The organism is Streptomyces sp. DI166 (assembly GCF_900091315.1).
GTDB classification, from domain to species: Bacteria; Actinomycetota; Actinomycetes; order Streptomycetales; family Streptomycetaceae; genus Streptomyces; species Streptomyces fuscus.
Window position 1 is genome coordinate 1 of sequence record NZ_FLSP01000236.1, and the last position, 1,435, is coordinate 1,435.

Here is a 1,435-nt window from a genome sequence, read left to right on the forward strand (position 1 = left end):
CCTCCTCTCCACCTGGTGAACGCCATGGGCCACAGCTCGTTGCGGCAGATGATGACTATCCGTTGCCGTGTAAACCAGGCTGTCTGCGTGAGGTTGTCAGATCCCACGTGCGAGGACCCGACTGCGTGTACTGCACGGTCGAGGCTGAAGGACCTGGGCCTGGCGGCACGCGTCGACGGGGTGACCGCCTGGATCTGGGATGCCGACCTCGCACCGTTCCTGGCCCAACAGTTGGCGGCTGTCGCCTCGGAGGTTCACCAGCTTCTTCGCACCGGGCTTCCGAGCTGAACCCAGGGCCATCCCGGCGGCACTTGGCACAGGTTCGCAGGAGCATGCGCGCTTGTGACTATCTCGCTCGACGTGAGAATAATCGAGCCTTTCTCGTAGTGGTTGAAGACCACCTGAAAGACCAGGTTGGCCGCCGCTCGTTTCGAGGGGCTGGTAGCCGACCTCGCCACCACCAGGACGCCAGTGCGGAGGTGGGTGGCGCATTTCCTCACACCGACAACCGGAGTTCCAGGATGCGCTCCCGAATCCCATGACGCGCGAGCGCCAGCACGCCAGGATGAGGCTCATGTCCGACCGTGCTTCCGTCACTCCCGTAGATGCCGCGCTTCCGCGCCAGATCGCCGATGCGTACGTTGATGAGCTGATTGGCCACGACCCGATCACCGGCACATTGCTGGGCGTTCCGGACGGCGACGACCGGCTTCCGGACTTTTCTCCTGATGGACAAGCCAGGCAGGCCGAACTGGCCAGGACCACGCTGAAGCGGCTGACCGCCGCGGAAGCTCTGCCGGGTGCGGACAGCAGCCGGGAGCAGCGGTGTGCTCGTCTGCTGCGCGAGCGGCTGACTGCGCGGCTCGTGATGTACGAAGCGGGTGAGGGGCTGCGGGAGATCAATCCCCTCGACTCGCCGCTCCATCAGATTCGCCGTGTCTTTACCGTCATGCCCGCTCGTAGCGTGAGGGATTGGGTGGTGATCGGACAGCGGCTGCGCGGGGTTCCGGCTGCGCTGGAGGGCTACCGCGTCGCTCTGGCCGAGGGAGCAGCACGCGGCCTGCCAGCGGGCCCGCGTCAAGTGGCGTCAGTGATCGGGCAGTTGACGGAATGGATCGGCAGCGGGGATGGAGGTTGGTTCGCCGTTTTCGTCGCTGACGGCCCCCAGGCCCTACGGGCAGAGTTGGCCCAGGCCGCGGCGGAGGCTACCGGTGGCCTGGCCGCTTTGCGTGACTGGCTGCGCGAGGTGTACGCCCCGGCAGTCAGGGGCGCGCCGGACGTGGTGGGCCGCGAGCGCTATGCACGCTTCGCGCGGCTGTGGATGGGCGCAGACCTGGATCTCGCCGAGGCCTACGCGTACGGCTGGTCGGAGTTCCATCAGTTGCTCGCGGACATGCGCGCCGAGGCCGACCGCGTCCTGCCTGGAGCCGCAACC

The 1,435-nt window shown here is 66.9% G+C and carries 2 protein-coding genes; one reads left to right on the forward strand and one right to left on the reverse strand.

The features are described 5' to 3' along the window. Positions 1-254: 254 nt before the first annotated feature. Positions 255-500 carry an ATP-binding protein gene (locus GA0115233_RS40510; RefSeq protein ID WP_107406504.1) on the reverse strand — a complete coding sequence of 82 codons (246 nt, stop codon included), beginning with the start codon at positions 498-500 and terminating at the stop codon, positions 255-257. A 74-nt stretch (positions 501-574) separates the two neighbouring features. On the opposite strand from GA0115233_RS40510, the gene GA0115233_RS40025 reads away from it, so the two are divergent. Beyond that, positions 575-1,435 (forward strand): DUF885 family protein (locus tag GA0115233_RS40025; protein WP_141689672.1); only part of this gene is annotated, 861 nt, incomplete at its 3' end.